Source organism: Methyloceanibacter sp., from assembly GCF_050999895.1.
Classification (GTDB): Bacteria; Pseudomonadota; Alphaproteobacteria; order Rhizobiales; family Methyloligellaceae; genus Methyloceanibacter.
In genome coordinates this window covers 1-25293 of sequence record NZ_JBPCOU010000026.1, presented here as the reverse complement: position 1 = coordinate 25293, position 25293 = coordinate 1, and the positions used below count along the sequence as shown (strand labels likewise).

At 64.1% G+C, this 25293-nt stretch carries 21 protein-coding genes and 1 pseudogene; 11 read left to right on the top strand and 11 right to left on the bottom strand.

Annotated elements, in window-relative coordinates; all coding sequences use genetic code 11:
• The first annotated feature begins 97 nt into the window (after positions 1-97).
• Positions 98-1090, top strand: coding sequence for a 2-hydroxyacid dehydrogenase (locus ACR2J1_RS02695; protein WP_434017813.1), 993 nt, complete (start codon positions 98-100; stop codon positions 1088-1090).
• On the opposite strand, the gene ACR2J1_RS02690 is transcribed toward ACR2J1_RS02695, so the two are convergent.
• The 6 genes from ACR2J1_RS02690 to ubiE form a co-directional block, all read right to left on the bottom strand.
• On the bottom strand, positions 1087-2328 hold the full coding sequence (locus tag ACR2J1_RS02690; protein WP_434017812.1) for an FAD-dependent oxidoreductase: 1242 nt from the start codon (positions 2326-2328) through the stop codon (positions 1087-1089). The genes ACR2J1_RS02695 and ACR2J1_RS02690 overlap by 4 nt on opposite strands.
• Positions 2329-2339: 11 nt before the next feature.
• Positions 2340-3164 (bottom strand): HesA/MoeB/ThiF family protein, encoded by an 825-nt coding sequence (locus tag ACR2J1_RS02685; protein ID WP_434017811.1) that lies wholly within the window; start codon positions 3162-3164, stop codon positions 2340-2342.
• A 46-nt stretch (positions 3165-3210) separates the two neighbouring features.
• A complete protein-coding gene (gene dut / locus ACR2J1_RS02680; protein WP_434017810.1) occupies positions 3211-3684 on the bottom strand; it encodes a dUTP diphosphatase in 474 nt (157 codons plus the stop codon).
• The gene (gene coaBC / locus ACR2J1_RS02675; RefSeq protein ID WP_434017809.1) at positions 3681-4907 is read right to left on the bottom strand and encodes a bifunctional phosphopantothenoylcysteine decarboxylase/phosphopantothenate--cysteine ligase CoaBC; all 1227 of its coding nucleotides are present in this window, start codon (positions 4905-4907) and stop codon (positions 3681-3683) included. The genes dut and coaBC overlap by 4 nt, the downstream gene beginning before the upstream one ends.
• Before the next feature lie 76 nt (positions 4908-4983).
• Entirely contained in the window at positions 4984-6564 is a 1581-nt protein-coding gene (ubiB, locus tag ACR2J1_RS02670; RefSeq protein WP_434017808.1) for a 2-polyprenylphenol 6-hydroxylase, read from the bottom strand.
• Between the two features lie 10 nt (positions 6565-6574).
• Positions 6575-7351 (bottom strand): bifunctional demethylmenaquinone methyltransferase/2-methoxy-6-polyprenyl-1,4-benzoquinol methylase UbiE, encoded by a 777-nt coding sequence (gene ubiE / locus ACR2J1_RS02665; protein WP_434017807.1) that lies wholly within the window; start codon positions 7349-7351, stop codon positions 6575-6577.
• Positions 7352-7437: 86 nt separating this feature from the next.
• Between ubiE and mutM the strand changes: the two genes are divergently transcribed.
• The 9 genes and pseudogenes from mutM to ACR2J1_RS02620 all read left to right on the top strand — a co-directional run bounded on the left by mutM (position 7438) and on the right by ACR2J1_RS02620 (position 19280).
• Positions 7438-8322 (top strand): bifunctional DNA-formamidopyrimidine glycosylase/DNA-(apurinic or apyrimidinic site) lyase, encoded by an 885-nt coding sequence (gene mutM, locus ACR2J1_RS02660; protein WP_434017806.1) that lies wholly within the window; start codon positions 7438-7440, stop codon positions 8320-8322.
• A 12-nt stretch (positions 8323-8334) separates the two neighbouring features.
• A pseudogene (locus ACR2J1_RS02655) lies at positions 8335-9157 on the top strand (enoyl-CoA hydratase).
• A 169-nt stretch (positions 9158-9326) separates the two neighbouring features.
• Positions 9327-9605, top strand: a complete 279-nt coding sequence (rpsT, locus tag ACR2J1_RS02650) for a 30S ribosomal protein S20 (RefSeq protein ID WP_434017805.1) — start codon at positions 9327-9329, stop codon at positions 9603-9605.
• 587 nt (positions 9606-10192) lie between these two features.
• Entirely contained in the window at positions 10193-10597 is a 405-nt protein-coding gene (locus ACR2J1_RS02645; protein WP_434017804.1) for a rhodanese-like domain-containing protein, read from the top strand.
• A gap of 116 nt (positions 10598-10713) precedes the next feature.
• Positions 10714-12135 (top strand): chromosomal replication initiator protein DnaA, encoded by a 1422-nt coding sequence (gene dnaA, locus ACR2J1_RS02640; protein ID WP_434017803.1) that lies wholly within the window; start codon positions 10714-10716, stop codon positions 12133-12135.
• Between the two features lie 202 nt (positions 12136-12337).
• Positions 12338-13453, top strand: a complete 1116-nt coding sequence (gene dnaN / locus ACR2J1_RS02635; RefSeq protein WP_434017802.1) for a DNA polymerase III subunit beta — start codon at positions 12338-12340, stop codon at positions 13451-13453.
• Positions 13450-14649 carry a DNA replication/repair protein RecF gene (recF, locus tag ACR2J1_RS02630; RefSeq protein ID WP_434017801.1) on the top strand — a complete coding sequence of 400 codons (1200 nt, stop codon included), beginning with the start codon at positions 13450-13452 and terminating at the stop codon, positions 14647-14649. The genes dnaN and recF overlap by 4 nt, the downstream gene beginning before the upstream one ends.
• Before the next feature lie 48 nt (positions 14650-14697).
• Positions 14698-17130 carry a DNA topoisomerase (ATP-hydrolyzing) subunit B gene (gene gyrB / locus ACR2J1_RS02625; RefSeq protein ID WP_434017800.1) on the top strand — a complete coding sequence of 811 codons (2433 nt, stop codon included), beginning with the start codon at positions 14698-14700 and terminating at the stop codon, positions 17128-17130.
• Between the two features lie 128 nt (positions 17131-17258).
• The gene (locus ACR2J1_RS02620; RefSeq protein WP_434017799.1) at positions 17259-19280 is read left to right on the top strand and encodes a transglycosylase domain-containing protein; all 2022 of its coding nucleotides are present in this window, start codon (positions 17259-17261) and stop codon (positions 19278-19280) included.
• 25 nt (positions 19281-19305) lie between these two features.
• Here ACR2J1_RS02620 and ACR2J1_RS02615 read toward each other — a convergent pair whose 3' ends face one another.
• The 5 genes from ACR2J1_RS02615 to ACR2J1_RS02595 form a co-directional block, all read right to left on the bottom strand.
• Complete coding sequence (locus ACR2J1_RS02615; protein WP_434017798.1) at positions 19306-20148, bottom strand: M48 family metallopeptidase; 843 nt, start codon at positions 20146-20148, stop codon at positions 19306-19308.
• Between the two features lie 90 nt (positions 20149-20238).
• Positions 20239-21510, bottom strand: coding sequence for a polyhydroxyalkanoate depolymerase (locus ACR2J1_RS02610; protein ID WP_434017797.1), 1272 nt, complete (start codon positions 21508-21510; stop codon positions 20239-20241).
• A 119-nt stretch (positions 21511-21629) separates the two neighbouring features.
• Entirely contained in the window at positions 21630-22229 is a 600-nt protein-coding gene (locus ACR2J1_RS02605; protein WP_434017796.1) for an SCO family protein, read from the bottom strand.
• Between the two features lie 5 nt (positions 22230-22234).
• Positions 22235-23092 (bottom strand): ABC transporter permease, encoded by an 858-nt coding sequence (locus ACR2J1_RS02600; RefSeq protein WP_434017795.1) that lies wholly within the window; start codon positions 23090-23092, stop codon positions 22235-22237.
• A complete protein-coding gene (locus ACR2J1_RS02595) occupies positions 23089-23892 on the bottom strand; it encodes an ABC transporter ATP-binding protein (protein WP_434017794.1) in 804 nt (267 codons plus the stop codon). The genes ACR2J1_RS02600 and ACR2J1_RS02595 overlap by 4 nt, the downstream gene beginning before the upstream one ends.
• A 63-nt stretch (positions 23893-23955) precedes the next feature.
• On the opposite strand from ACR2J1_RS02595, the gene ACR2J1_RS02590 reads away from it, so the two are divergent.
• Positions 23956-25293: ActS/PrrB/RegB family redox-sensitive histidine kinase (locus ACR2J1_RS02590; protein WP_434017793.1), on the top strand; the 1338-nt coding region annotated here is incomplete at its 3' end.

Below are 25293 nucleotides of genomic sequence, written 5' to 3'. Positions count from 1 at the left end.
GGCCCTTCTGTTAGGAAAGGCGGCGCGCCTCACACGGAGCGCCCGAGATTGAAGCGGGGAGACGCCTCCCCCGCCTGCCTCCTCACGGAACGGATTTATGACCGCTGAACGACCAAATATTATCGTCACTCGCAAGCTTCCCGACGTCGTGGAGACGCGGCTGCGCGAGCTTTTCGACGCAAAGCTTAATCTCGACGACAGGCCCTTCACGCGCGACGAGCTGGTCGAGGCGGTTACGACCGCGACTGTGCTGGTTCCGACCGTGACCGACCGTATAGACCGCGGCGTGCTGAGTCAGGCCGGTCCGCAACTCAAGCTCATCGCCCAGTTCGGCACAGGCGTCGACAATATCGATCTCGAGACCGCACGGAACCGCAGCATCCTCGTGACCAACACGCCCGGCGTGCTGACCGAGGATACGGCCGACATGACAATGGCGCTGATTCTCGCCGTGCCCCGTCGCCTCACCGAAGGCGCTGCGCTCCTCAAGAGCGGCACCGACGAGTGGCAGGGATGGTCGCCGACCTGGATGCTCGGCCACCGTATTTTCGGCAAGCGCCTCGGCATTGTCGGCATGGGCCGCATCGGCCAGGCCGTCGCAAAACGCGCGAAGGCCTTCGGACTTCAGATCCACTATCACAACCGCCGCCGCGTCTCGCCGGATATCGAGCACGCGCTGGAGGCGACCTATTGGGACAGCCTCGACCAGATGCTGGCGCGCATGGACATCATTTCGGTCAACTGTCCGCATACGCCGGCAACTTATCATCTGTTGTCCGCGCGCAGGCTCGCGCTGATGAAAAACGCGGCCTATGTCGTTAACACCGCGCGCGGCGAGGTGATCGACGAGAACGCGCTCGCGCGCATGATCGAGAACAACGAGCTTGCGGGCGCCGGCCTCGACGTGTTCGAGCACGAGCCCGCCGTGAACCCGAAGCTTCTCAAAAACGACAAGGTCGTGGTGCTGCCGCATATGGGATCGGCAACGCTCGAAGGCCGCGTCGACATGGGCGAGAAGGTCATCATCAACATCAAGACCTTTCTCGACGGCCATTCGCCGCCCGACCGCGTGCATCCGGCGATGTTCTAGACAGTATGCCGCTCCGGCTTCACTTCCGGGGTGTGCACATGCTCGGGCCGCAGACCCATGCCGAGAAGGCGCGCGGGAATTCTGCGCAGGACCGGAAACCGATTCAGCAACCTCGCGGCAAAGGGTGCTCGCGGCTGTGTCGTCATGCTCAAAACATTGCTGATGATGCGGTTCTGCACGAAGATTTGCGCTGCCTGCGTCATCTCGGTCGGCCATTGCCGGCGCTGCTGCACCTTACGCAGCACCTCGATCGAAGCCGCGCCATTGCGCAAGGGCGCCGCCAAGATATTGGCGGCAGCGACCGCATCTTGAATGGCGAGATTGATGCCGATGCCGCCGACCGGCGACATCGCGTGCGCCGCGTCGCCGATGCAGAGAAGCCCGGCCCGATGCCATTGCTTCAAGCGATCTACCTTCACGGTCAGAAGCTTCACGTCGTCCCATGACGCGATCTCATCGACGCGGTTGGCAAGCGCCGGGCTGAGGTCCACGATCTCTGCGCGAAAGGCAGCGAGTCCTTTGCGGCGCAGCTTGTCATAACCGCCCTTGGGAATGAGGAAGGCGCATTGCCAATAGTCGCCGCGGTCGAGCATGACGAAGAGGTGACCGGCCTGAATGCGCCCCAGCGTCTGCGAGCCATCCTCGGGGCGCTTGGAGAGTCGCATCCACAGCACGTCCATGGGCGCGCCGAGATCCTCGACGTTCAGCCCGGCAAGATCGCGCACGACCGAGTGGCGACCGTCGGCACCGATGACAAGGTCGGCACGAATCTCGATCGGTCCGTCTGGCGTCTGGGCCTTGAGGCCGGCGATGTCTTGGCCATCCTCAACGAGGCCATCGACATCGGCGCGCAACAGGAGCCTGAAACGCGGATAGCGTTTAGCATTGTCGGCCAGGAAATCGAGAAAATCCCATTGCGGCATCAGCGCGATGAATTTGCAGTGCGTCGGCAGGTGCGAAAAATCGGCGAAGGTGATCGGGTCGTCGCCGATGACCCCGCCGATCTCGCGCACCTCCGAATGCGGCGGCTTGAGAAATGCTTCTAGGAGCCCGAGCTCATACATGACCTGCAAGGTCGAGGGATGGATGGTGTCGCCGCGGAAGTCGCGCAGAAAATCCTCGTGCTTTTCGAGAACGACGACATCGACGCCGGCGCGGGCGAGGAGGAAGCCGAGCATCATGCCGGCCGGCCCGCCTCCGGCGATCGCGCAGCGCGTGGTGATGGTCTCCGTGGGCATCGCGTGCCTCTTTATCCGCACTCGTCGGCAAACGCCTTGCGGTGATGGGAGAGGTCCGAGAAGCGAGGATTGGTCCCGTTCAGCGGATTCTCGGGATCCCAGCCGTAGCTCACTTGGCTGAAGCGGGTCTCAAGCGCATCGTAAATCAGGAGCTTGCCTACAAGGCTGTCGCCGACGCCGAGCAGCTCCTTCAGAATTTCGACGGCCTGCAGCGTGCCCATCACTCCCGCGACCGCGCCGAGAATGCCGGCTTCGGAGCAAGGCGCCACGGTGCCTTCCGGCGGCGGCTCCGGAAACAGGCAGCGATAGGAGGGGTTGGGCTTGCCGTCGGCGCCGGCCTCGAAGGCCCGAAACGTGGTGAGATGGCCGTCGAAAGATCCTAACGCCGCAAAGACGAGTGGCACCTTCGCGAAATAGCAGGCGTCATTGACGAGGTAGCGCGTGGCGAAATTGTCGGAGCCATCGGCGACGATGTCATAGTCGCGAATGATGTTGAGCGCGTTCTCCGCTATGAGCCGCGTGGTGTAGAGCCGCGTCTCGACCTGCGGATTGAGGCGCTCGATAAGGCCCGCCGCGCTGCGCGTCTTGAACTCCCCGACGCTTGCTGTGTCATGAACGACCTGGCGCTGAAGATTGTCGAGGCTGACGCGGTCATCGTCGATGATGCCGATGGAGCCGATGCCTGCGGCGGCAAGGTAAAGAAGCAACGGAGAGCCGAGGCCACCCGCGCCCACGACGATAACGCGCGCGGATTTCAGGCGCTGCTGGCCCTCGCCGCCGATCTCCTTCAGCACAAGATGCCGTTTGTAACGTTCGATCTCGTCAGGGGTGAGCATACGTCTATGTAGGGCGTTTCGGCATCATATGGGAGAGCCGGATTCATCAGCCGGTTGAGCCGAAGCCGCCCCGCCCGCGCTGGCTGCCGCTTGTTTCCTCGACCAGCTCAATGTCCACGCGCGTCACCGGAGCGATGACGAGCTGCGCAATGCGGTCGCCACGCATGACGATAAAATTTTCTGGGCCCAGATTGACGAGCAGAACCATGACCTCGCCACGATAGTCGACATCGATGGTGCCGGGCGCGTTCAAAACCGTCACGCCATGTTTGAGGGCGAGTCCGGAGCGCGGCCGGACTTGTCCCTCGTAGCCGGGCGGAATTTCGAGTACGAGGCCGGTCGGCACCAGCGCACGGCTTCCGGGCGCGAGCTTCAAGGGCTCGGCTTGCGGCAGAGCCGCCAGTAGATCGAGGCCGGCGGCGTCATGCGAATGATAGGCGGGAAGCGGCAGGCCCGTGCCGTGCGGCAGCTGCTGGAGCCGAAGCTTCGTGCGAGCCGCCTGCGGCGCGGCGTCGTTCATTCCGCAGCCGAGCGCAGCGCGACAAGCGCGTCCGCGGCGCGGGCGAGAAGCCGGCGCGCGGTCTCGTCCTTGCTCATCGCAGGCCAGTCCTCCACGCCCTGCTCGGTGATGAGATGGATCTGCGTGTTGTCGCCGCCCATGGAGCCCGTTCCCGGCCAGACGTCGTTGGCGACGAGCCAGTCCGCGCCCTTGGCGTGGCGCTTCGCAGCGGCGGTCGCCAGAAGATTTTGCGTCTCGGCGGCGAAGCCGATGACGAGGCGCGGGCGCTGACGTCCGGGCTTGGCGATGGTCGCTAGGATATCGGGATTCTGCGTGAGATGGAGAGAGGTCTCGGTTGACCCCTGTTCCTTCTTCAGCTTCTGCGGCGACTCGTCGATGGCGCGCCAATCTGCGACCGCGGCGGCGCAGATCGCGATATCGGCTGGCAGCGCCTTCTGCACGGCGGCAAGCATCTCATGCGCGGTCTCGACTTTCACCACGCGCACGCCGTCGGGGTCGGGAAGCGCGACAGGTCCGCTCACGAGCGTCACCTCCGCGCCAAGGGCCGCCGCGGCACGTGCAAGCGCATGGCCCTGCTTGCCCGACGAGCGGTTGGCGATGTAGCGTACGGGGTCGATCGGCTCCTGCGTGGGGCCTGAGGTGATGAGCACGCGCCGCCCGGCAAGCGGGCCTTCGGCCTTCGCCCCAAGCAGGCGAGCGATGGAATCGAGAATTGCAGTGGGCTCCGCCATGCGTCCGGGCCCGAACTCGCCGCATGCCATCTCACCCTCGTCCGGGCCGACAAAGGCAATGCCATCGCCGCGCAAGGTCGCAAGGTTGCGCTCGGTCGCCGGATGGCGCCACATGCGCACATTCATCGCGGGCGCCACGAGCACGCGCTTGTCGGTCGCGAGCAGCACGGTCGAGGCGAGATCGTCGGCATGACCGTTCGCCATCTTCGCGATCAGATCCGCGGTCGCGGGCGCAACGACGATGAGATCCGCCTGACGCGAAAGCTGAATATGGCCGATCTCTGCCTCGTCCTTGAGGTTGAACAGATCGGTGAAGGCCTTTTCCTCGGTGAGGACGGAGAAGGACAGCGGCGTTGCGAACTCAGCGCCGCCTTTGGTGACGATGGCGCGCACGGAAGCGCCCCGCTCCTTCAAGCGTCGCACGAGCTCCAGGCTCTTATAGGCGGCGATCCCGCCGCCGACGATCAAGAGGATGCGCTTGCCTTGCATCATATTGTCTTTTCACTCGCACTGCCCCGGCGCAAGCCGGACTTTAGCGATACCAAAGATAGGTTAGTGGCAGCCCAAATCAAAAGATCAGCGTCAGCGCGATGGCCACGAGCGCGATGGCGCCCGCCCAGATCGCGACCCGGCTCACCCGGTTGCGGCGGTTTTGGGCCTCGGCGAGGCGCTCCACGGAATCGTTGTCCAGCCGCAAGCCGTCCTCGACCATGGCGGCGAACGCATCGGAGGTGCGCTCGACCTGCCCGAGCAGCTTCGGGATATCGCCGACGAAGCGCCCGACCGACGCAGCGCCCTCCGCGGCGGCCTCAAACTGCGCCCCCGCCCCAAACGTCGCCTCCATCCACTCCTTTACCACGGGCTCGGCGACGACCCAGATATTCAGGTTCGGATCGAGGCCGCGGCCGACACCTTCGACCACGACCATAGTCTTCTGCAAAAGCAGAAGCTCGGGCCGGGTCTCCATGTCGAAGACCTCGGTATACTGGAAGAGCTGGCCCAAGAGCTGGCCCATGGATATTTCGCTCGAGGGCCGTCCCATGATCGGCTCGCCGATGGCGCGCAAGGCTTGCGCGAAAAGCGGGACCGAATGGCGCCAGGGAACGTAGCCCGCCTCGAAATGCACTTCGGCGACGCGCTGATAGTTGCGGGTGATGAAGCCGTGCAGGATCTCGGCGAGGAAGCGGCGCTCCTTCAGCCCGAGCCGCCCCATGATACCGAAATCCACCGCGACGATGCTGCCGTCGGCGTCAACGAACAAATTGCCGGGATGCATGTCGGCGTGGAAAAAGCCGTCGCGCATGGCGTGGCGCAGGAAGGACTGCATCAGATGCGCGCCGAGCGCCTTCGGATCGTGACCCGCTTTGAGGAGAGCGTTGCGGTCGCCGATGGGAATGCCGTCGATCCAGTCGAGCGTCATCACGCGCCGCGCGCTGCGGTTCCAATCGACTTGCGGCACGCGGAAGCCATGATCGTTCTTGATATTCTCGGCCATCTCGGAAATGGCGGCGGCTTCCATCCGGAGATCCATCTCGATGGCGACGGATTTCGCCAGCGTGTCGACGACCGCGACGGGGCGCAGGCGACGCGAGGGCGAGTGAAATTGCTCCATCATGCGCGCGGCGAAGAGATAGCTGTCGAGGTCGCGCTGAAAGCGCTGCTCGATGCCGGGGCGCAGGACCTTGACCGCGACCGCGCGCAGCCTCCCATTCGGCTCACGCACAGAAGCCTTGTGCACCTGAGCGATCGAGGCCGCGGCGATCGGCGGCCCGAATTCGGCAAAGAGCGTGTCGATCGGCGCGCCGAGCGCCTCCTCGACCGCGGTGCGGGCCTCGGTTTCGGAGAACGGCGGCAGCCGGTCCTGCAAGGTGGCGAGGTCGCGGGCGAGATCGCGGCCGACGAGGTCGTCGCGGGTGGCAAGGAACTGGCCGAGCTTGACGTAAGAGGGACCGAGCGATGTCAGCGCCGTGGAGAGGCGGGCATCGTTGCCGCCGTTGGCGGCGCCGTTCTTGCGCAAAGGCGCGGTCACGCGGCCGAACAGGGCCAGAGGCGCCGGCAGCGCCGTGTCCTCGGGGAAGACGCGCGCGCCGCTCCAGGCAAGGATCGCCCCCGCCCGCGTCAGCCGCGCCATGTTACCAATCGCGTTCATCGCATCCGCATCACAGTCGCCAGCCTGAGTGGATCGCCGCGATGCCCCCCGTCAGATTGCGGTAGATCACGCGCTCGAAGCCTACTTGGGCGATAAGACGCGCAAATGATTGCTGATCCGGAAAGCGGCGAATGCTTTCCACCAGATACAGATAGGACGCGCCGTCGCCGGCGACAATCTCGCCCAGCGCCGGAATCGCATTGAAGGAATAGGCATCGTAGAGCCGGTCGAGGATCGGCACATCGACGGCCGAGAACTCAAGGCAAAGGAAGCGGCCGCCGGTCTTGAGCACGCGGAAGGCTTCCTTGAGCCCCGCCTCGAGATGGGTGAAATTGCGCGTGCCGAAGGCGACCGTATAGGCATCGAAGCTTTTGTCGGCGAAGGGCAGCGCCTCGCCGTTTCCCTGGACGAACGCGAGCCTGCGGTCCGCGCCGCCTTGCCGCGACCGCCCGGCCTGCATCATTTCAGCGCTGATATCGCAGATGACGGCCCGTGCGCCTGCGCCTGTCTTATCGAGGACGCGGAAGGCGATATCGCCGGTCCCGCCCGCAACATCGAGCAGGGCGAAGGGCCTGGCGCCCTTCGGCGGGGCGAGCCAGCCCAGCAGATCGTCCTTCCAAAGGCGGTGCAGGCCGCCGGACATCAAATCGTTCATGAGGTCGTAATTGCCGGCGACGCTGGCAAAGACCTGGTTGACCAGGCCCTGCTTGGCGCCTTCGGCCACGCGCGCGAAGCCGAAGCTCGCGTCTGCACCTTTTGCGCCCCGATCCTCAATTTTCCCAGCCATGCGCTACACAATAGCGCAAGGCCCAAGTTCATGCTATTGTTGCACCGCAATGGAAACTCTTTCGCAGTGCAGTATGTTAATCCTCCATGCCTGAACTGCCTGAAGTCGAGACCGTGCGGCGGGGTTTGGCCCCCATTCTCGTGGGCCATCGCTTCGCGGCGGTCGAGCAGCGGCGCAAGGATCTGCGCTTTCCCCTCCCCGCCCATTTCGCGAAGCGGCTCGAAGGCCGCGGCATCGAGGCGCTCGATCGCCGCGCCAAATACTTGCTGGCGCGGCTCGACGACGGCGAGGTGCTCGTCATGCATCTCGGCATGAGCGGGCGCTTCAAGGTCGATCATGCCAATGGAGCGGAAAGCGCGCCCGGCAGCTTCGCCCAAAAGGCTGCGGAGGCTCCAAAGCACGAGCATATCGTGTTCCATCTCGATGACGGCAGCGCGGTCCGCTACACCGATGCCCGCCGCTTCGGCTATATGGATCTCATCCCTGCCGATAGCCTCGACACGCATCCTCTCTTCATAGGCCTCGGCGTCGAGCCCCTGAGCAAGGACTTCACCCCGGCCTGGCTCGCGGGCAAGCTCAAGGGCAAGAAGACCTCCATCAAGGCCGCCTTGTTCGATCAGCGACTCATCGCAGGCCTCGGCAATATCTATGTCTGCGAGGCGCTTTTCCGCGCGGGGCTCTCGCCCTTCCGCTCGGCCGGCACCATCCCCACCAAGACGGGCAAGGCAACGGCAAAGACCATCGCCCTCGTCGCCGGCATCAAGGCTGTGCTGGAACAGGCGATTGAGGCGGGCGGGTCGAGCCTGCGCGATCACGCGCGCACCGACGGCACGCTCGGCCGCTTTCAGCATCTCTTCAAGGTCTATGGCCGCACCGGCAAGCCCTGTTCGCGCAAAGGCTGCGGCGGCACCGTTGCTCGCGCCGTGCAGAACGGCCGCTCCAGTTTTTACTGTCCAACCTGTCAACGATAAGGACCGACCACAATGTATGTCGAAGAAATCAGCAGGGACCAAGCCAAGCCACACGCCACACCCAGTTACGAGACTATCCTCGCCACCACCAAGGGCAAGGTCGGCATCATCACGCTCAACCGCCCGCAGGCGCTGAACGCGCTCAACACGCTTCTCATCAGCGAGCTCAACCGTGCGCTCGACGCTTTCGAAGCCAATCCGGGCATCGGCTGCATCGTCATCACCGGCAACGAGAAGGCCTTCGCCGCCGGCGTCGATATCAAGGAAATGCACCAGAAAACCTTCGTGGAGGCCTATGGCAGCGACTTCCTTGCGCCCTTCGACCGCATCGGCGCCTGCCGCAAGCCGCTAATCGCCGCGGTCGGGGGCTACGCGCTGGGGGGCGGCTGCGAGCTCGCCATGAGCTGCGACATCATCATTGCCGCAGACAATGCCGTATTCGGCCAGCCGGAGATCACGCTCGGCATCATGCCGGGCGCCGGCGGTACGCAACGCCTCACCCGCGCCGTGGGTAAGGCCAAGGCCATGGAGCTTTGCCTCACCGGACGGCGCATGGAGGCGGAGGAAGCCGAGCGCGCAGGCCTTGTCAGCCGGATCGTGCCTGTCGCGGAGCTGATGGAGGAGGTGATGAAGGATGCAGACAGGATCGCGAACCTGTCCGGGCATGCGGTCATGATGATCAAGGAGGCCATCAATCGCGGCTTCGCCACCACGCTCGCCGAGGGCGTGCGCTTCGAGCGCGGGCAGTTTTATTCGCTGTTCGCGACCGAGGACCCAGAAGGAGGGGATGGCCGCTTTCATCGAAAAGCGGAAGCCTGAGTTCAAGAATAAGTAGGGCGCGACGGTCTCACGCTGCGCGTGAAGCTTTGCCGTCTGCGCGGACGTGAACGGCATGACTTACTTCGGTTGACGCTTCAAAAACGGCTCGCTATAGACCACGCCAACCATCATCTAAGCTTTCAGGGTATTTCCGTCCCTCGAGGCCGAGGGCAAAGGACCGAACCATGGCTAATACGAAATCGGCGAAAAAAGCTGGCCGCCAGACCGAGCGCCGTACCGTCGCTAACAAAGCGCGCCGGACCCGTCTCCGCAGCGCAGCGCGCAGCGTCGAGGAGGCCATAGCCGGGGGCGATCGCGATGCCGCCCAGGCCGCTCTTCGCGCCGCCCAGCCAGTTATTGCTCGCACGGGCCAAATCGGCATCATCCATCGCAAGACGGCAGCGCGCAAAGTGTCCCGCCTTGCCAAGCGGATCGCCGCCATGGACGCCGCGCCCGCGCAATAGCGGGCTCTGTTGCCGAAGCGCAACAGTTTCGCGATGGCAATCGCGACCTTAATCCAGAAGCATTTTCAGAGACTTGGTCTGGCGCCCCGGAGCGCCAGCATTTCTGCGCCCGGCATCGGCGCCGGCAGGGAAAATTTCTTCGGCGCGAGCGTGTGTAAAACCAGCAAATGTGAGGCAGGCGCCGGCAACGGCCGCCTCGAATCCGTGTTTCGATCCAGGGGCTTGGCCGGCATCCTTGAATGCTCCGCTCACATCTTATCTGTGACAGTTGCGTGGCCGGGCATAGCTTGATCCAGCCGAACCGCATGTGTATAGTCCAACATCTGAACGGGGCGGAACCCCTTCCTTACAATTAAGCGTCATGCGCCTGGTTGTTGCCGGGACAGGTTTTCTTTGTCTCTGGCGTAAGGAGGGATGAAATGTTGTGGATTTTAACGTGTAAGCTGTGAGTGGTAGTGATCTTTAGGTCACGTAACCACCAAGTATAGTTAGTCAGCAAAACATTTGACGAAACGTCGTTCTGTCGTTGATGGAGGACGCGACCGTTGAGTTCACGGGCGGACGATAGAGCGGTCGACGATGTTGACGTGGAAACGGCTTGGAAGAGCCTCACGACAACACCGCGCTCGCAACTCGTCGACGTGCGCACACGTGCGGAGTGGACCTATGTGGGGATCCCGGATTTAGGACCGATTGGCAAAAGGGCTGTGCTTGTTGAGTGGCAGACCTTTCCCGATCAAGCCGTGGATCATCGCTTTGTCGAGCGCCTGGCCGGTGAGCTGAAGGCGCTGGGAATCCAGTTGGACGACGAGCTGTTTTTTATTTGCCGTTCGGGTAGCCGGAGCTTGGCTGCGGCCAAGGCAATGGCGGAGGCGGGATACCGTGCTTGTCATAACGTCGCTGGCGGTTTTGAAGGACCGCTGGACGGGGACAGGCATCGCGGTGCCGTCGAAGGGTGGAAGGCGGCCGGTCTTCCCTGGCAACAGAGCTAGGGAGCAAGACCCCGTCATGATGATTATGGCTGTCCGCGTCGAAATAGTTGGCTGCTCAAGTGTGAGGCGTGCGGTGCGTAGCGGCGCGAACGATACAATGGGGCAGGGCAAAAAACGTGGCACAGCAAGAACAAATCGCGCCTGTAGACGCCTGGGCGCGGGTCAAGAGCCGCCTACGCGCAGAGCTTGGAGAGGACGTCTTCGCCAGTTGGTTCCGGGGCGTGGAGCTGGAACGTATCGATGGCCCCGTCATGCATCTGACGGTCGCAACGCGCTTTCTGCGGAACTGGCTGCGCACGCACTATTATGAGTTCGTGCTGCGTCTCGGCCGGAGCGAATGGCCCGAAGTCGAACGCATCGAATTCAGGGTCAGACAGCCGCATTTCGGCGGTGAAGTCCAAAAGGAGGCCGCGCCACAGCAGCGGCGGAGCCCTATGCCGCCTGAGGCTGCCCCGGTGCAGCTCCCGTTGCGCACGGGCTATGAGGGATTTGAGGGCTCGCCCCTCGATCCGCGCTTAAGCTTCTCGACGTTCCTCACCGGCGCTTCCAATCGGCTGGCGCACGCCGCCGCGCAAGAGGTGGCAGGCGCCTTCTCGTCGCCGCAGCCGCTGTTCAACCCCTTGTTTCTGCACGGCAATGTGGGCCTGGGAAAGACGCATCTCCTGCACGCTATCTCGTGGGACATCACCCAGCACAGGCCCGAGGCGCAGGTCCTGTACCTCACCGCGGAGCGCTTTATGTCCGGCTTCGTGCAGGCGTTGCGGGCGCGCGACGCGCTCGCCTTCAAAGAAAAGCTGCGCAAGATCGACATTCTGCTCATCGACGATATGGAGTTCCTGCAAGGCCCCACCATCCAGCAGGAGTTCTGTCACACGCTGAACTCCCTGATCGACGGCGGGAAGCAGGTGGTGGTCGCGGCAGATCGCGCGCCGACACAGCTCGACAAGCTGGACACGCGCATGCGGTCGCGGCTCGGCGGCGGCCTCGTCGCCGAGATCGGGACCATGGACTACGACCTTCGCCACAAGATCCTGTCGAAACGCGCAAGCGAGGCCTGCGCGGACACGACCGGCCTGAATGTGTCGGATATCGTGCTCGCGTTCCTAGCCGAGCGGCTGACGGAAAGCGGGCGGGAGCTCGAAGGCGCCATCCATCGTTTGCGTGCAAGCTTCCAGCTCACCGACGAGCCCGTCACGCTTGAGACCGCTGAGCAGATCGTGCGCGACCTCATGCGGGGAGCGGAACCGAGGCGCGTGCGCATCGACGACATTCTCCGCACCGTGTCGAAGCATTACGGCGTCAATCGCGGCGACCTGCTGTCGGGACGGCGCAACCGCTCGATCGTACGGCCGCGGCAGATCGGCATGTATCTGGCCAAGCTTCTGACCTCCCGCTCGCTGCCGGAGATCGGGCGCAGGTTCGGAAACCGCGACCACACCACCGTGCTGCACGCAATCCGTAAGATCGAGCAGCTCATGAGCGACGACAATCAGCTGCGCGAGGAGATCGAGCTTCTGAAGCGACTGCTGCGCGACTAGGAAAAGAGCCCAAAAAGAGGCCCCTTCGCAGCCGCGGAGGGGCCTTTGACGCTCTTGCAAAATCCCTCTTATCAGGCCAAGTTCAGCAGGGGTTTCTAAGCGCCTATCTCGCCTTCACCGGAGCAGATTCTCGCCTTGACCGCTGGTCTAGGCGGGCTCAAAGCGCCGGTCGGAAGGTCGTCGAAAAGGTAACAATCAGCCCATGCGGTGGAGCATTGATAAGTCGAGTCTCTCCAAGGCTCTTGCCCATGTGGCGAGCGTAGTGGAGCGGCGTAACACCATTCCGATCCTGTCGAACGTCCACCTCGCCACGGCCAATAACGAGCTGAAGCTCACCGCGACCGATCTCGACATGGAGCTCGTGGAAACCGTTCCCTGCCGCAGCAAGGGCGAAGGCGCCACGACCGTGCCGGCGCACATGTTCTACGATATCGTGCGCAAGCTCCCGGATGCCGAGATCGAATTCGTGCGCGACGGCGAGCAGGGGCGGTTGACCATTTCGTGCGGGCCGTCGCAGTTCTCGCTGCAAACGCTGCCGGCCGACGACTTTCCGTCGTTGAGCGTCGACGATCTCGGCCACGCCTTCACGCTTTCCGCCGCCGACCTGAAGCGGCTGATCGAAAAGACCCGCTTCGCCATCTCCACGGAGGAGACGCGCTATTACCTGAATGGCATCTATCTGCATGCGGGCGAGGATGCGGGCAAGCCGACCTTGCGCGCAGTCGCGACCGACGGCCATCGCCTGGCGCAAGTGGAAATCCCGCTTCCTTCAGGCGCCGAAGGTATGCCCGGCGTGATCGTGCCCCGCAAAACCGTGCTTGAGCTTGCCAAGCTCGTCGAGGACACGAGCGGCGATGTGCGGCTCGAATTGTCGCCCTCCAAGATCCGCGTCTCGACGTCGAGGGTCGTGCTCACCTCGAAGCTGATCGACGGCACCTTCCCCGATTATGCGCGTGTCATCCCGCAAGGGAACGACAAGCGCATGGAGGTCGATAACGCTGCCTTCGCGCAGGCCGTAGACCGCGTCTCCACGCTGTCGAGCGATAAGGGCCGCGCCGTGAAGCTTAGCCTCGAGGACGGTAAGCTCATACTCTCCGTCAATAATCCGGATAGCGGCAGCGCCACCGAGGAACTCGCGGTGGATTACGGTTTCGATCCACTCGAAATCGGCTTCAATGCGCGATATTTGTTGGATATTTCGGGACAGCTCGAAGGCGAGACGGCCGAGTTCCAGCTTGCCGATCCCGGGTCCCCGACGATGGTGCGCGACGTCAAGGACGTATCCGCCCTCTACGTCCTCATGCCGATGCGGGTATGAGCGCCCTTTTAAGCGCGGCATACGGAGAGGATAGATCGGGCGCGGCGGCGAGGGGGCGGCCCGAGCGGCTCTATGTCGCCGATCTGAAGCTCACGGACTTTCGCAACTACGCACGCGCGCATGTGAGGCTCGACGATCGCCCCGTGCTGCTTGTCGGCGAGAACGGCGCGGGGAAGACCAATCTTCTGGAGGCCGTGTCGCTGCTCGGCGCGGGCCAGGGCTTACGCGGCCGCCCCTATGGCGATCTCGTGCGCAAGGATGCCCCCGGCGGCTTCGCGATTGCCGCGCGGGTGATGTCGCGCCACGGCGAGGTCGAGATCGGCACCGGGTCGGCGCCGCCAGAGGCGGGCGAGGGGACCGGCCGCGTTGTGCGCATCTCCGGCAAGGAGCAGAGCGCCGGCGCGCTCGCTGATTATGTGAGCGTGATCTGGCTGATCCCCGCCATGGACGGCTTGTTTACGGGGCCAGGGTCGGAGCGCCGCCGCTTTCTCGATCGTCTCGTGCTTGCGATCGATCCCAAGATGCGCGGTCCGCTCGGCCGCTACGATCGCGCCATGCGGCAGCGCAATCGGCTATTCCAGATGCGCGAAGGCTCGCGTACCCTGTTCACGGGACTGGAGACGGAGATGGCCGAAGCCGCCGTCGCGATCGCGGCGGCGCGTCTCGATGCCGTCGCGCGGCTAGCTGCGTTGATCGAGACCACGCGGCGTGCGCGCGGCGACAGTCCGTTTCCGTGGGCGGTCATCAGCGTCGAAGGGATGCTCGAAAATGCGCTCGCGATGCAGTCCGCGACGGAGGTCGAGGACGCCCATCGTGCGCTGCTCGATGCGAGCCGCGAGCGCGACCGTGCGGCATCGCGCACCCTTGAAGGTCCGCATCTCAGCGATTTCATCGTCTCGCATGGGCCCAAGGAAATCCCCGCGCCGCTCTGCTCTTCGGGGGAGCAAAAGGCGCTTCTGATCGGTCTCGTCCTCGCCAAGGCGGAGTTCATCAAGGCGCTGCAGGGGGTCCCTCCCCTGATCCTCCTGGACGAGATCGCGGCGCATCTGGACAGGGCCCGAAGAGAGGCCCTTTTTGGCGAAATTCTGCGCCTCGATACCCAGGCCTGGATGACCGGAACCGATGTTGCGTTATTCGCTCCGATCGCCCAAGACGCTCAGATTCTCACCGTGAATCAGGGTATAATCAGGAGCTGAAAAAGGGGCCTTCGAGAGGCCCGGCTGAGCAACCGATTCAGGACAAAAATGACACGAGCTTCCGAACGCAAGGCAGCCGCAACTTCCGATTACGGCGCAGAGTCGATCAAGGTGCTGAAGGGTCTCGACGCCGTGCGCAAGCGGCCGGGGATGTATATCGGCGACACCGATGACGGCTCCGGTCTGCACCACATGGTGTACGAGGTCGTCGACAACGCCATCGACGAGGCGCTGGCCGGCTGGTGCGACGAGATCACTGTCACGCTCAACGCGGACGGCTCGGTGACGGTCGAGGATAACGGCCGCGGCATTCCGACCGAGATGCACAGCGAAGGCGTGTCGGCGGCCGAGGTCATCATGACCCAGCTGCACGCGGGCGGAAAATTCGACCAGAATTCCTACAAGGTCTCCGGCGGTTTGCACGGCGTCGGCGTGTCGGTGGTCAACGCGCTTTCGGTCCGGCTCGACCTCACCATCTGGCGCCAGGGGAAAGAGCATTTCATGCGCTTCGCCCATGGCGTCGCCGAGGCGCCGATGAAGATCGTCGGGGACGCGGAGGGCAAGAGCGGCACCCGCATCACGTTCCATCCGAGCCATGACACCTTCACCATGGTCGAATTCGACTATGGAACGCTGGAGCACCGGCTGCGCGAGCTCGCGTTCCTCAATTCGGGCGTGCGCATCCTGCTCACCGATCATCGCGGGGTCGAGCCCAAGACCGAAGAGATGCGCTACGAGGGTGGGTTGCGGGAATTCGTCCGCTATCTCGACCGCACCAAGCACCCGCTCATCACCGAGCCGGTCGTGGTGATGCGGGAGCAGGAGCGCATCGTGGTCGAGGCGGCGCTGTGGTGGAACGACAGCTACCACGAGAACGTGCTGTGCTTCACGAACAACATCCCGCAGCGCGACGGTGGCACCCATCTCGCGGGCTTCCGCGCGGCGCTGACGCGCACCGTCAACACATATGCGGCCGAATCCGGGATCGCCAAGAAGGAGAAGGTGGCGCTTACCGGCGACGACGCCCGCGAGGGGCTGACTTGCGTGCTTTCGGTCAAGGTGCCGGACCCCAAATTCTCAAGCCAGACCAAGGATAAGCTCGTCTCCTCCGAGGTGCGCCCCGTGGTCGAAGGCGTGATGGCCGAGGCGCTCTCGCAATGGTTCGAGGAGAATCCCGGTGAAGCGCGCATCATCGTGCAAAAGATCGTCGAGGCGGCCGCCGCGCGCGAGGCCGCACGCAAGGCCCGCGAACTCACGCGGCGCAAGGGCGCGCTCGACATCGCCTCGCTGCCCGGCAAACTCGCCGACTGCCAGGAGCGCGATCCCTCCAAATGCGAGCTGTTCCTGGTCGAGGGCGACAGTGCCGGCGGCAGCGCCAAGCAGGCGCGCGATCGCGCCTTCCAGGCCGTGCTGCCTTTGCGCGGCAAGATCCTCAACGTGGAGCGTGCGCGCTTCGACAAGATGCTCGGCAGCCAGGAGATCGGCACGCTCATCACCGCGCTCGGCACGGGCATCGGACGCGACGATTTCGATCTCGCCAAGCTCCGCTATCACCGCATCATCATCATGACGGACGCCGACGTGGACGGCGCGCATATCCGCACCTTGCTGCTCACCTTCTTCTACCGGCAGATGCCTGCGCTTGTCGAAGGCGGCCACCTCTACATCGCGCAACCGCCGCTCTACAAGGTGAAGCGCGGCACCGGCGAGCGCTATTTGAAGAACGAAACGGCGCTCGAGGATTATCTCGTCGAGGAGGGGCTTGAAGACACCGTGCTCCTTACCGGCGACTATGCCGAACGCGGCGGCGCGGATCTCCGCGACATCGTTGAGACCGCGCGCAAGATCGTCTCGATCCTGAAGGGCCTGCACAGCCGCTACCCGCGCTTCATCATCGAACAGGCGGCCATCGCGGGCGTGCTCAATCCGAAGGTGCTGAAGGACCGCGCGCAAGCGCAGGCGGCGGCGACTTATATCGCCAAGCGGCTCGATGCGCTTGCCGACGAGACCGAGCGCGGCTGGACGGGCGAGGCGCTTCCCGAGGGCGGCTCGCGCTTCTGGCGCGAGCTTCGCGGCGTCATGGAGTCTCATCTCATCGACGGGCCGTTCATCGCCTCGGCGGACGCGCTGAAGCTCGATAGCTTTGCCGCCCACCTCCAGGAAGTCTACGCCAAGCACGCGACGCTCAAGCGCAAGGTCGTGACGCTGCCCGTGCACGGCCCGACCGATCTCCTGAACGCGGTCATGGCCGCCGGCCGCAAGGGCGTCTCGCTCCAGCGCTATAAGGGCCTTGGCGAGATGAACCCGGACCAGCTCTGGGAGACCACGCTCGACCTCGATACCCGCACCATCCTCCAGGTGAAGATCAAGGAAGGCGAGGACGCCGACGACATCTTCTCCCGCCTGATGGGCGACGTCGTGGAGCCGCGCCGCGAATTCATCCAGGCAAACGCGCTCCAGGTTGCCAATCTCGACGTTTAAGGCGCAGTTCAGCCTCCGCTTCCGAGCTTCCTTAACGCCGTATCAATCCGACAGGGTTAACCCTTGAGGCTGGCATCGCGGCAACCGTCGCTGTGCCCGTTGGGCATTGGTCGGTTGGGGGCGGGGTAATGCAGGGCGCACGGCGAACGCAAAAGCCCAGCGCGCAGGGCCGTCGTCCGGCTGCGGCGAGCTTTGGCGAGCGGCGCAAGGGCCCACGCATCCAGCGCAAGCCCGCCAGACGCCGGAAGCTCACCCGCAACTGGCATCCGCTCCTCTATCGCGGCTTGCGCTTCTTCCTGCTCGCCTTCTTCTGGGGCGGCATCGTGCTCGGCGGCGCGCTCGTCTATTTCATCTCCCAGGTGCCCGATCCGATCCTGGCGACGCTCGACGACCGGCCCCCCAATCTCACCATCCTGGCCGATGACGGCACCGTGCTCGCGGAGCGTGGTCTGCGCCGCGGCCATGTGCGTCTCGACAGATTGCCGCCTTATCTGATCAACGCCGTCATCGCGACGGAGGATCGGCGCTTCTACAGCCATTTCGGCATTGACCCGATCGGGCTGGTGCGCGCCTCGTTCCGCAATGCGGCGGCGGGCAGCGTGGTCGAAGGCGGCTCCACCATCACGCAGCAGCTTGCCAAGAACCTCTTCCTCGAGCCGGACCGCACGCTCCAGCGCAAGCTCGAAGAGCTGATCTACGCGATCTGGCTCGAGCAGCGCTTCACCAAGGACGAGATCCTCGAGCTCTATCTCAATCGCGTCTACTTCGGCGGCGGCACCTTTGGCGTCGAGGCGGCGGCGCGGCATTATTTCGGCAAGTCGGCGCGCCTGGTGACGCTGCCGCAGGCAGCGCTGCTGGCCGGGCTCTTGAAGGCGCCGTCTCGCTATGCGCCGACGCGGAGCGTCAGTCTCGCCAGCACGCGCCTCGACGACGTGCTGCAAAACATGGTGGAGGCAGGCTTCCTCTCGGAAGAAGAGGCGCGCGCGGCGCAGACCCAGCCGCTGCGGCTGCGCGCAAGAGACGACGTCACCGGCTATCCCTATTCCGTGGATTGGGTGGCCGAGCTTCTTCCCGGCCTCATCGGACGCGCGGACGGCGATCTCATCGTCGATACCACCATTGACGCCGGGCTCCAGCGCGTGGCGCAGAAGGCTGTCCGCAATCAGCTCGACACGAACGGTGCTATGCTCTCCATGAGTGAAGGCGCCGTGGTCGTGCTCGACACCTCGGGCGGCGTTAAGGCGCTGGTCGGCGGCCGGTCCTACTGGACGAGCCCGTTCGACCGCGCGCTCAAGGGCTCCCGGCAGCCGGGCTCCGCCTTCAAACCCTTCGTCTATCTCGCGGCGCTGGAGAGCGGCTATTCGCCTGACTCGGTCGAGACCGATCAGCCCATCACGGTCGCCGGGTGGACGCCGAAGAACTACACCAACACCTACCGCGGCCAGGTGACGTTGCGGCAGGGCATGGCCGAGAGCATCAATACCGTCGCGGTGAGGCTCGCCGCCGATGTCGGCGTCTGGCGCGTCGCACGCGCGGCGCGGCGGCTCGGGATTCAGTCCGTGCTGCATGAGAGCCCCTCGCTTGCGCTCGGCACCGCGGAGGTGACGCTCTTGGAGCTGACGGGGGCTTACACACCCTTCGCCAATGGCGGCCATGCCGTCACCCCGCACATCATCACGCGAGTGAGAAATGGCGACGGCGTCGTGCTTTTCCGGCGCAACAGCGCGCGGCCGCCGCAGGTCGTGGCGCTGCAATATGTCGGCGCCATGAACGACATGATGAACGCCACCATCACCCGTGGCACGGGCAAGGCCGCAGGCATCCCAACCCATTTCGCCGCGGGCAAGACCGGCACGAGTCAGGCGTCACGCGACGCGTGGTTCGTCGGCTACTCCGCGCATTACGTCGGCGGCGTCTGGGTCGGCAATGACGACGGCGCGAAGATGAAGAAGGTCACCGGCGGCACCGTGCCGGCCGAAATCTGGCACGAGATCATGCTCTACGCGCATGAGAACAAGCAGCCGCTGCCGCTGCCGGGGGCGCGCATGCCGCCAGTGCAGGAGGCTTCGGCACAGTTGCCGTGGCAAGCGCTAAGCGGCGGCGACACGCCCCTCTTCCGCCGTGTGTTCGGGATCTTTTCCGGCAACTAGCAGACGCGCGACACGTAGCTTCCCGCTACTCGATGCTGCGCTTCGGCGAATAGCCGTTCGATGACGGCAGCATGGCATCGGCGCCGTAGCGGTGCAGGCTCGCACCATGCTTGCGCAACCACTCGCGCGCTTCCACCTGGCGCGGCATCGACCGCTCCACCAACGCCCAGAAGCGCGGCCCGTGATTCATATGGGCAAGATGCGCAACCTCATGTGCTGCGAGATAGTCGAGCACGAAGGGCGGCGCGAGCACGAGCCGCCACGAGAAGGAGAGCGCCCCGCTCGTCGAGCAGGATCCCCAGCGCGTGGTTTGATCGCGAATGAAGAGCCGCTTCGGGCGAAGGTCGAGGCGGCGCGCATGCACGTCGACGCGCGTCTTGAGATCGAGATGCGCCTGACGCTTCAGCCAGTCGAGGAGACGTCGCGGCGCATGTTCGTCCTCGCCGGACACATGCAGGCGCGGCAGCCGCCGCACCGACACGCGCGCACCACCCGGCCATGCGGGCGCGGCCTTGGCGTCTTCCGCAGCTTCCACCCACACCACCCCGCGACGCCGCACGCAGCCGGCGAAGCGAAGCTGATACGCGAAGCCGCGCAACGGTACGATCGCGCCATGCGTGAACGGCACCGGCTCGGAGAGACCCGCGACATGTTCCTTCAGCCAATCGAGATGGCGGGAGAGAAACTCGTCCGCTTCCGCAAAACTCGAATACGCCGGCATCGTGAGCACGGCGCCGCGCCGCGCTTCGCTGACCTGAAGGCTGAAACGGCGCGCCCGCGGGCTGCGCTTGAGTAAAAGGGGGAGCCCGAGGCCACGGATGTTAACCTCGATGGTTTCACCGCGACCGGGCTTGAGCCGCTTAAGCATAACACTACGCTCCCTGCCGTCTTCGGAGTTGGCCTCCGATTCGACGAAACCGACGATAGCACAGGGTCGGGGGCGGATGCTCCCCCCGGATTACGCGTTGCGGCTAAAAGCCCGCGCCAAGCGACTGGTCCGACGCCTGTTCGAGGCCATGAAAGCCTTGATTTTAGGCGCGATTTCGGCACGGAAGCGCGAACCATTAAAAACGCCGTAGTGGCCGGCGCCGGGCTGCTCGTGATGCGCCCGCATCGACTCCGGGAGGCTTTTGCACAATTTATGGGCAGCAAAAGTCTGGCCCAAGCCGGTGACGTCGTCCTTCTCGCCCTCGACCGTCATCAAGGCCACACGGCGGATCCTGCCCGGGTCCACTTTCACATTACGGTGAATCATCTCGCCCTTGGGCAGCTTGTGCTCGATGAAGACGTTCTCGATCGTCTGCAAGTAATATTCTTCGGTGAGATCCATGACCGCCAGGAACTCATCGTAAAACTCGCGGTGCTTTTCGGCTGAATCACCGTCGCCCCGGATCAAATGATGAAAATGATCCCGGTGCGCCGAAATATGGCGTCCGAAATTCATGCCCATGAAACCAGTGAGCTGGAGGAATCCGGGATAGACATTGCGCATCATGCCCGGAAGCGGCCACGGGACCTGCGTAATGACGTTGCGCCGGAACCATTCCACTGTCCGTGAGACGGCAAACTTGTTGACCGCAGTCGGGCTCTCGCGCGCGTCGATGGGGCCGGCCATCAAGATCATGGAATGGGGCACTTTGGGGTCGTTTGCGGCCTCCATCAGCGACACGGCCGCGAACACGGGAACGGTTGGCTGGCAGACGGCCATCACATGCACGTCGCCCCGGAAATAGCGCAGAAACTCAACGATGTAGTCGACATAGTCCTCCAGATCGAAACCGCCTGAGGATCGCGGCACCTGGCGCGCGTCCCGCCACTCGGTGATGTAGACCTCATGATCCGGTAGCATGTCGCGGACGGTCCCGCGCAAGAGCGTCGGGAAATGCCCCGCAAGCGGCGCCACGATCAGGAGCTTGTTGTCCTTCCGGCGCCTTGAGGCGGAGACGTCGCGCTCGAAATGGACGAGCTTGCAGAAGGGCTTGCTGATGATGGTGCGTTCGCGGACCGCGACCTCGCGTCCATCGACGGTGGTCGTCGCAATATCCCAGATCGGCTCGCGGTAGCGCCGCGTGGATCGCTCGAAAAGCTCCAACGCCGCGGCCGCGCCGCGACCAAACGGGGTGTGCGAGGCGGGGTTGAGGGGATTTCGAAAGAGAAGGCGACCGACCTCGGCCGCAGCCCTCGCGGGGCTCAGCGCGGCCTGGTTCAACTCATAGAGATGGTAGAGCATGGGATCACCGTTCCGACTTTAGCATCTTTGCACGAGAATGCTGCATCGCGGAATCAAATGGTGATTCTATGTTGCAGCGCAATGACACAACGCCGCAAGGCCCGAGTTAGCGTGCGCGGCTAAAGGTAGCGCCGCAGCGTTTCGGCCATCTTTTCGGCGCTGGTGCCATAGGGTAAGTGTGTGATGTAGTCGCCGTTGGGGCTCATCAAGTAAACCAGGGCAGAATGGTCGACGCTATAGTCGGTCACCGAGTCTTTCTCTTGAAATTTTGCGTAAGCGACGCGATAGGCCTTTGCCACAGCCGCGATCTGCTCGGGAGATCCGGTTAAACCCACGAACTCATCGCCAAAATTCTTGATATAGTCCGCCATCACTTCTGGCGTGTCGCGTTCGGGGTCCACAGTGATGAAGACCGGCACCACTTTCTTCGCAGCCGGCCCCAGCGCTTCCAGGCTCGCGGCGATGACCTGCAATTCGGCCGGGCAAATGTCGGGGCAGTGGGTGAACCCAAAAAAGACCAGCATGTAGCGGCCGCGGAAGTCGCGCTCGGTGACCGTCTTGCCGGTCTGGTCAACAAGGGTGAACGGCCCGCCGACCAGTGCCGTGCCCGTGGTTGCGACCCCTAGGGTCTCATGACCCTTGTTCAAAACCAGAGCCGCCGCACCGGCGAGCGCACCGATGAGAAAGCCAGCAACGATCACAGCAAGGCGGCGAGACATCTTTCTTATTCTCCGAGCTGAATGAGCGTGCCCTTCTCGCGGGCGCCATGCAGGAACCAGCTGAACAGGCCGTAGCCCAAGACGAAATACACCGCGTTCAAGGCGAGCGCCCACCATAGATCGGTCGCATCCAAGGTGCCGTGCAGCAGGATCGAGCGCATGCCTTCGAACACATGGGTAGGGGGAAGCGCAAGCGCGATGGGCTGGAGCCAGTTCGGCAGGACCGAGACGGGATAATATACGCAGCAGATAGGCAGCAGCAGGAAAGCGAGCGACCAGGCGAACTCCTCCGCGCCAAGGCCGTAGCGCAGGATGACGCCCGCCGAGATCAGTCCCAGCGACCAACTCGTCATCACCAGAACGGCGAAGAAGGCCGCGAGCGGCAAACCGAGATCGAGCAGGTTGAAGCCGAAAATGAAATAGGCGGCGATGGCGACCGGCACCATGCTCACTCCGAGCCGAATGACGCTCCATAGGCTGAGCGCTGCGACAAGCTCGGCGGGCCGCAACGGACTGGTGAGCAGATTGCCGAGATTGCGCGACCACATCTCCTCGATGAAGGTGGTGGAGAAGCCGATCTTGGAGCGGAACAGGATATCCCAGAGCAGCACCGATCCGATCAGGACGCCCGCGGCCTGCGCCAGCGGGCTCGTCGTGTCGGCGAGATATTGCTGCAAGAAACCCCAGGTCAGCATTTGCAGGAACGGCCAGTAGATCAGCTCGAGCAGCCTGATGCCGGAGCTTCGCAGCAGATAGACATAGCGCCGTACGAGCGCACGGATGCGGCGAAAGGAGGCGTCGATGCCTGTCGGCGGCAGGAGTATCGGCTCGGCGCCGGGATGCGCATGGATGCTTCGCGTCATGAGGCTTGCCGGGTTGGAATTGCGGCTTCGTCGCGGACGCGTCCGCGCACGATGTCGAGGAACACATCCTCGAGCGTCTCCTTGCCGTAGGTTTCGATCAGGGTACGCGGCGGCGCGTCCTCGATGATGCGGCCGACATCCATCAGGATGACGCGGTCGGCGAGGCGCTCGATCTCCGCCATGTTGTGCGAGGCGAGCAGGATAGTTGCGTCGCGGTCCTCGGCATATTCCTTGAGCTTGCGCCTGATCCAGTCGGCGGTGTCGGGATCAAGCGAGGCTGTCGGCTCGTCGAGCAGCAACAGTTCGGGAGCATTGAGCAGCGCCTTGGCGAGGCCGACGCGCGTTTTCTGCCCCGCTGAGAGCTTGCCCGTCAGCCGATCGAGCAGAGGCTCGATCTGCAAGTCGTCGGCGATAAAGGCGATGCGGTCGCCAACATTGGCGACGCCGTAGAGCTTTGCATACACGGTCAGGTTCTGCCGCACCGTGAGCCGCATCGGCAGGTCCACATACGGGCTCTGGAAATTCATTCGATGCGCGACGGCCCCGCGATTGCGGCTCATATCGGCGCCGAATACGCGAACCTCGCCCGCGCTCGGAAGCACGAGTCCGAGCAGCATCGCGATGGTGGTGGTCTTGCCGGCGCCGTTGCCGCCGAGCAGCGCAACCGTCGTGCCAGGCTCCAGGCTGAAGCTGATATGGTCGACGGCCGTGATGCAGCCATAGAGCTTGGTCAGGCCGCGCGCCACCACCGGGAGCGCCGCACCCAGGCGGCTGCTTGCTTCAACGACTCTCTTGTCCATATGACCGGCGTGGCCGCCCGACTTGGCGGAATTGTGGCCTCTTCACTGTGCTAGGATTCACCTATGGTTGCCCTCAACAATAGTCAAACCGCGTCCGGTTCCGCGATGTCGGACTGGCTGCGGCGCGGCGAGAGCCGGCTCAAGCTCCAGACCATCGTGCGGCTGCGCTGGCTCGCGGTGCTGGGACAATCCGCGACCGTCATCGGCGCCTATTGGATCCTCGGCATCGATCTTCCCATCGGCGGCTGCCTTGCCGTGATCGCGCTGTCGGCCTGGCTGAACGTCGCCTTGCGCATCCGCTACCCGGCAAGCCAGCGCCTGAAGAGCAATTACGCCTTCATCATGCTTGGGTACGACATCCTCCAGCTCGGCGCGCTTCTCTATCTCACCGGCGGACTGGAGAACCCATTTGCCTTCCTTCTGATTGCGCCGGTGACGGTGTCGGCATCGACGCTGCCGATCAGGATCACCATCGCGCTCGGCGCGCTCGCCGTGCTCTGCGCCACGCTGCTCACGACCTTTCACTACCCGCTGCCGTGGTTTCACCACCGGCCGCTGGTGCTGCCCTTCCCCTATGTGATGGGGGTGTGGGCCGCGGTCGTGTCCGGCATTCTCTTCATCGGGCTTTATTCCTGGCGAACGGCGGAGGAATCGCGGCGCATGGCGGAGGCCCTGGCAGCGGCGGAGATGGTGCTCGCGCGGGAGCAGCGGCTGTCCGCGCTCGACGGGCTCGCCGCCGCCGCGGCGCATGCGCTCGGCACGCCGCTTGCGACCATAACGGTCGTGACCAAGGAGCTCATCCGTGACGCCAAGGAGAGCGACCCGCATTACGAGGACGTCGTGCTTCTGCGCGCCCAGGCCGAGCGCTGCCGCGAGATCCTCGCCAATCTCGCCGGCAGCGGCGAGCAGCAAGACATCATCCTGTCCCGCCTCACCCTCAGTCATTTGATCGAGGAGGTCGTCGATCCGCACCGGCTGATGGCGGTCCCGATCGAGGTCGCGACCGGGCCTGCCGCCGGCGACGGCGAGGGCAAGGCCGTGCAGGAGCCCGTGACGCAACGCAACCCCGGCATGATCTATGGGCTCGGCAATCTGATCGAGAACGCCATCGATTTCGCCGCGACGAAGGTCGAGGTCGATGCCCGCTTTAGCGCGGCGGAGGTCAGGATCCTCATCGCCGACGACGGCGCAGGGTTTACGCCTGCCGTGCTCGAGCAGCTCGGCGAGCCCTTCGTGACAACGCGCCCGGGACCGAGCTGGAGCAATGAGGCCCCCGACGAGCATATCGGCATGGGTCTCGGTTTCTTCATCGCCAAGACCTTGCTCGAGCGCACCGGCGCGCGGCTCGATCTTGCCAATCGCGAGCACCCACCAGGCGGTGCCATCGTCACGGTAACCTGG